Origin of the sequence: Succinimonas sp. (assembly GCF_045225735.1) — a bacterium.
Taxonomy (GTDB): Bacteria; Pseudomonadota; Gammaproteobacteria; order Enterobacterales; family Succinivibrionaceae; genus Succinimonas.
In genome coordinates this window covers 1-5902 of sequence record NZ_JBGVBR010000193.1, presented here as the reverse complement: position 1 = coordinate 5902, position 5902 = coordinate 1, and the positions used below count along the sequence as shown (strand labels likewise).

The 5902-nt window shown below is 53.8% G+C and carries 4 protein-coding genes; all 4 read right to left on the bottom strand.

Annotated features, from left to right (window positions below; genetic code table 11):
• Positions 1-206: 206 nt before the first annotated feature.
• Positions 207-2426, bottom strand: coding sequence for an ATP-binding protein (locus tag ACJROR_RS06795; protein WP_406546459.1), 2220 nt, complete (start codon positions 2424-2426; stop codon positions 207-209).
• A gap of 21 nt (positions 2427-2447) precedes the next feature.
• The gene (locus ACJROR_RS06790) at positions 2448-3641 is read right to left on the bottom strand and encodes an FIST N-terminal domain-containing protein (RefSeq protein ID WP_406546458.1); all 1194 of its coding nucleotides are present in this window, start codon (positions 3639-3641) and stop codon (positions 2448-2450) included.
• A 113-nt stretch (positions 3642-3754) separates the two neighbouring features.
• A complete protein-coding gene (locus ACJROR_RS06785) occupies positions 3755-5164 on the bottom strand; it encodes a response regulator (RefSeq protein WP_406546457.1) in 1410 nt (469 codons plus the stop codon).
• A gap of 140 nt (positions 5165-5304) precedes the next feature.
• Positions 5305-5902, bottom strand: a 598-nt coding sequence (locus ACJROR_RS06780) for a hypothetical protein (RefSeq protein ID WP_406546456.1), incomplete at its 5' end; no start/stop codon positions are given.

Sequence of the window (5902 nt, the reverse complement as noted above, 5' to 3'; positions counted from 1 at the left end):
GCCCAGTAATCATCGGCTCCCAGAGCATCCAAATAAGACTCGGTCATAATTGCATCCTCATGATTAAGACTGCGGGGCAGAATGCGGCAGAATGCGGCAGCCTGCGGAGCCCGCTAACCGGGAACCGCGTTTTTTTGAGTTCCCGGCATAAGATATCTTTTGGCGTAAGAAGTCTTTTGGGGAGCGATACTTTTGGAGAACGCCGGTCAGGCGATCTCCAGTTCTCCGGACTTTATCAGATCCCGGGTTTCCCGGAAAACAGCGCAGAGCTCCTGATGATGCAGGAGCGCATACCCGATATCATTGACCCGCACCGCCTGCTCGATGCCCCGGGCCAGCTCTGACAGCGCCCGGGCTCCCACAGTCAAAGACGCGCTTTTAAGAGCATGAACCTTCACCTGGTAGTTGGCCCAGTCCTTCTCCTGAAACAGCTTGTCGATTTCATCAATGGAATTCAGCTCCACAAAGGCGTCCAGCATCTTCCGGTAAAAATCGCGGTTGCTCATGCAGTAACGGAGACCCACTTTGGTGTCCATAAGATCCCCGGAAACCGCCTTCGCCTCCGGGGAATCCGGTTCCGAAAGCTCGCAGGAAAGATCGGAGAACGGGGCTTCGGTTCCTCCGGAATTCCCGGAAACCGCCGCTTTGGCGTTCCCCGTCCCGCCGGCCTCGGCCTCCTCCCGGGACGTCTTTGCCGGATGCGCCGCGCTCTCGTCCAGGGGATTGGGCACTATCATTTCGGGGGGCAGCACGCGCCTGAGCACATTATCCATTTCATAGGGATCCACCGGCTTGGACAGAAAATCCTGAAAGCCCAGCCGCCGGTATTCCTGAGCCGCCCCGCTGAGGGCGTTGGCGGTAAGCGCCACTATCGGGGTAACATCGCCGAAGGGCATCTTTCGGATCATGCCGGAGGCCTCCACGCCGTCCATAACCGGCATCATATGATCCATGAATATCAGGTCATAGCGGACTTTGGCGCATTTCATCAGGGCTTCCGCTCCGCACGTGGCGGTTTCAACCGTGGCCTTGTAGGGAGACAGAATGCCGCTCACCACCTTGAGATTAAGATCGTTGTCGTCCACAATCAGAATTCTGGTGTTCTTGAGGGTAAAGGAAGCCTTGAACACCTCCTGACTGAAATTTCCCTCCGACAGGAGCTTGCTCATTTCTCCCACCGGGGTCATGTCCCGGGATTTCGTGAGAATGTCAAAGGTGAAGGTGGTGCCCCGGCCGTATTCGCTGGCCACCCGGAGACTGCCCCCCATCATGCTGACCAGATTCTTTGAAATGGGGAGCCCCAGACCGGTGCCCTCCACCGATCTGTTCCTCTTGGTGTCCACCTGGGTGAAATTGTCGAAGATCCGATCCATCTGATCCTTCTTAATGCCGATTCCGGTATCCGCGACTGAATAGAACACCTGGTACAGGCCGCCGGGCTCCGGCACGGCTTCGGTCCAGATCTTCAGGGTAATGGAGCCGTTATTGGTAAACTTGATGGCGTTGCCCAGAAGGTTTATCAGGATCTGCTTGATGCGCACGTCATCGCCGAACTGCTCGTCGGGAATCTTGTGATCAATGTCCATAAGAAGCTTAATGGGCTTTTCATTGATGCGAATCCTGATAAGCGCATTGATATCGGAAATGAGGGAGCTCAGCTTGAAGTAATTGTTGATGATCTCCATCTTGCCGGACTCGATTTTGGAAAAGTCCAGAATGTCGTTGATTATGGACAGCAGGGTTTTGGAGGAGGAGCGGATCATGGAAGCATAGGATTTCGCCTTCGAATCCGCGCAGTCTCGGAGGATGAATTCCGACATGCCCACAATGGCATTCATGGGGGTGCGGATCTCATGGGACATGTTGGCCAGAAAATTGCTCTTCGCCCGATCGGCCTGCTGGGCATGTTCAATAGCCTCCACCATGGCGGTTACGTTCACAAACACCAGGTTGAGACCGCAAACCTCGTTCTGCTGCTCCATAGGACTGATAGTGACCTGAAGATGAAAATTCTGCCCGCTGATGACGGTTTTTATGAGATAGGGAGGCACGTCCGTTCCGTTCAGCGTCTTTTCGCACTTCTCCATAAGCTCCGCGACATGTTCCGGACTCAGGTAATTCCTGAGCGCCTTGCCCAGGGGCACGCCGCGCTGCACCTGAGCCTTGGTAAATTCCCGGTCATGGCGGAAAAAGATATCGGAAATCATCACGGTCTGCAGCTGCCGGTTGGTCAGAATAAGAAGGTAGGGAGAGGACTTCAGGAGCTGGTTTATATAGAATATCTGCTGATTCATGTCCTTCTGGATATACGCCTGAGTGCGGGATGCCTGATCATTGGCAATGCGCAGAAGCTCGTTATCCTTCCGAAGCCGGCGAAGCTCGCGGCTCATCTTCTTTATTTCCAGCTGATAATCTGCTTCTTCCATGTTTCACCTCCTTCAGGCGCGTTAAATCATCAGGATGGAAAACGTGAAATTGTGGAAGGAATTATAATAATTTCCGGTTTTGCTGCCCTTTATCGGACAATATTCCCCGTAGCTGTAAATGCCGATAAGGGAGACATCGTCGGGAAGGCCGTTCCCGTAAGCCTGGGCCTCGGCGGCGGTATCGGAACCGAGAGCGATAAACCGGGCGCAGCAGGTACTGCAAAGGATGGTTTTATAACGGCCGTTGCTGTTTCTGAGATCCTCGAACACCTGCTCAAAACCGCGGGCCACAGAGGCCTGCACATCAGCTCTGCTGATAATGGCCACGCTCATTACGGCGTTATCGGGAACGGAGCCCAGAAATCCCGCCGAGCCATGCTCATGATCCAGATATGCCAGGGTGCGGGCGTACTCCACCTGATCGCCGCCGGGATACTCCACGGACACCACAAAAGGCGAGAGAATGTAGTCTCCCATCACCATCTTCTTGTCAACGCTCATGCCCTGCTGCCTGAGCACATCCACAAAGGTTTCCTGCCCGAGACGGTAAACGATATTGCCCTTGGATTCGGTTACCTGGAAGCTTGAGGCGGCTTTGTTGCTGATGGAATTAATATGATAGAACCGGGGCTCCGTATTGCCGGCTACCAGGACGATTACCTGACCGCGCTGCCGAATCTCTTCGTTAAAGAAAATCCGGTACCCTCCCATGCTGAAGCTGTCGGATGCCAGGGCTCCGTAGACCGGGAGGTTGCCGGAAAGCCGGTTAAGCTCGGAGAGAATGCTGTCGGCATCCACATCCGCATCCTCCCGCACCATCTCTCCCAGCGTCAGAATAAACCGGGGCTTTTCAGGAAGCGCGGCCTCGGCTTTCCGGTAGGTCTCCTCAAGCTTCTCCCTGAAATTATCGACGCTGAAATCATCGGTAATCGCCGCTGCAAAATAGCAGTCATCGGCAGAGATAATCATGAAGGAAATTCCCACATTCCTGAAATCCCGGCCCTGCAGCATGGCCATGGCCGTGCAGCCGACAATCGGGAAATCCCACTTTTGCTTCAGGATTTCGTAAAGCTCGGCATAATTGGTTTCCTCCTCGGCAAAGATAATCCCGATGGAATTTTTGCGCAGGACAAAATCCTTAACCTGCTCAAAAATTTCGGAAGCCGCCTGAGCCAGATCATCAATTTCCTCGGTATAGGCAGTTATCGAATCCATAATTATCCCTCTCTCAAATTACCGGAAATGATCCCCGGATACCCGCCGTAACGGCGCATTAAAAAAACTTGCCCGCGCTGCCATCACCCTGAAAATCTTCATCCACCCGGCCTTCAGGATTCAGCCTGCGAAAAATTAACGCTGTGGCACATCAGATAATCCTCGTCATCGTCAATCATGGCAATCATGATTTTCCCGATTTCGGGATCAAACTGCGTGCCCAGCCCGTTCTCGATTTCCGAACGCACCTTGCTCTGCGGCAGAGCCTTGCGGTAGCTGCGATCCGAGCTCATGGCATCATAGCAGTCGGCAACGCTGATAATTCTGGCAATCTCCGGAATGTCCGTTCCCTTCTTGCCGTCGGGATAGCCGCGTCCGTCATAGCGTTCATGATGCCAGCGGGCTCCGATATACAGGAGGGGCATTACCGTGATGTTTTTCAGAATTTCGTAGCCCCGGACGGTATGGGACTTGATAATGCGGAATTCCTCGTCCGTAAGCTTGCCGGGCTTGGCAATGATGCCGTTGGGAATGGCGATTTTGCCGATGTCATGAAGGAGAGCCACATTATAGATTTCATTCTGCTCATACTGGCTCTTCCCCATGCGCCTCGCAATTTCGCGGGAATACTGCGCCACTCTCCGGGAATGGCCGTTGGTATAGGCATCCTTGGCGTCAATGGCTCCCGCCAGAGCATAGATAGTCTGATCGGACAGGGCCTGAAGCCGCATATTGGCAGCGACCAGATCCCGGTTCTTCTGCTGAATCTCGTCCCGGAGATCGTTCTGGAAATGCGACAGAGCCAGAATGCGGCGAATTCTCTGAACAGCCACCTGCATGACCACGGGCTTGGTGAGGTAATCCATGGCTCCGTACTGAAAAATCTGCGCCGCGGTATCCACATCGTCATCGGCGGTAACCACGATCACCGGAAGGTTCCGGGCGCTGTCTATCTCCGACAGTGTCTCCATAACCTCGAAACCGTCCATGCCGGGCATATGCAGGTCCAGAAGCAGCAGATCCGGAACCTCGCGCCGTATCAGTTCCACTGCTTCCCGGCCCGATGAGGCAGTTCTGATGCTGTAGCAGATGGAAAGAATCTCCGTAAAGGCAATAAGATTGCCGGGATCGTCATCCACTACCAGAATGGTGTCCTTATGAGTCTTCTGCAAAGCATCCCGCACCTTCTGCGTCACCACCTCCGGAAGCGCCGGCTTTCTGATAAAATCCAACACCCCCAGACGATAGGCATTGGTCAGGTCTATTCTCATGGTGGCGGAGGCCAGGAGGATTATTTTGATATCCGCAAGAGAGGCGTCGGCCCGAATCCACTCCACAATGGGCATTCCCCCGCCATGAAGCGATGAAATACCCAGAAGCAGGAGATCAAAGCGAGACGACTTCAGTTCCCCGATACAGAATTCGGGAACCACCGACAGCACCTCGTAGCCGGCTTTCCGGAGGATCATTTCAATGATCATGGAGTTCATTTCATCATGATCGGAAAGCAAAATTCTAAACATAGCCACCTTAATCCGGCTGAAAAAAAACATTCTGATTTCCGGGATGGCCCTGGTTCCCTCAAAAGGTACAGTCGTCACCGGAAAACACGCCTCATTCCGGATAGTTTATCAATTTGAGGGAACAAAGATCTGTCATAAGGTCACAATTTACCGAAATCACCCGCCTCATGGTTATGTGCCCGGTCTTCGGAAAGAGCCAGCGCCGCGGCGATGTTTTCCCGGGATTCGGCGTCCGGGAAGATCTCCGCCAGAAATTTCAGTTCCGGACCGGCTTCCCTGATAAGCTTTTTCCCTGCCGCGGGGTTTCTGTTAAAGAGATCCCGCATCTCGGCCAGGAAGACCAGGGGTGACTCATATTTCTGGCCCAGAACGGCAATGCGGCGGGACATGGACAGGAAGTACCCCGCCATGAGCGCGGTTCTCGCGGCGCCGGAGACGAGGGAGGCGAACGGGCATTTCCGGAGCCTGACAAAAAATGCCCGGATCTTCTCCTGATACTCCTTTGCCGGCAATGCTCTTGCCAGAACAAACTTCTCCGCCATGCCGGGAGTCACCAGCATATGCGCCAGAACGCCAAGAACATGGGTGTAATCAATGAAGTCGTAACTGCGTTCCCTGACGATCTGTCTCAGGGCGGTATTCAGCAGGAAATCCCCCATTTCCCCCGGCCCCGCGAACAAAAGGCCTAATTCGTCAGAGAGTTCAAAGAGGAAATCGGCATAATCTGATTCAAATTTG

Excerpts from the sequence above, each read along its gene's own strand:
- ACJROR_RS06790 (WP_406546458.1), bottom strand. The coding sequence starts at position 3,641 with ATGGATTCGATAACTGCCTATACCGAGGAAATTGATGATCTGGCTCAG.
- ACJROR_RS06785 (WP_406546457.1), bottom strand. The coding sequence starts at position 5,164 with ATGTTTAGAATTTTGCTTTCCGATCATGATGAAATGAACTCCATGATC.
- ACJROR_RS06795 (WP_406546459.1), bottom strand. The coding sequence starts at position 2,426 with ATGGAAGAAGCAGATTATCAGCTGGAAATAAAGAAGATGAGCCGCGAG.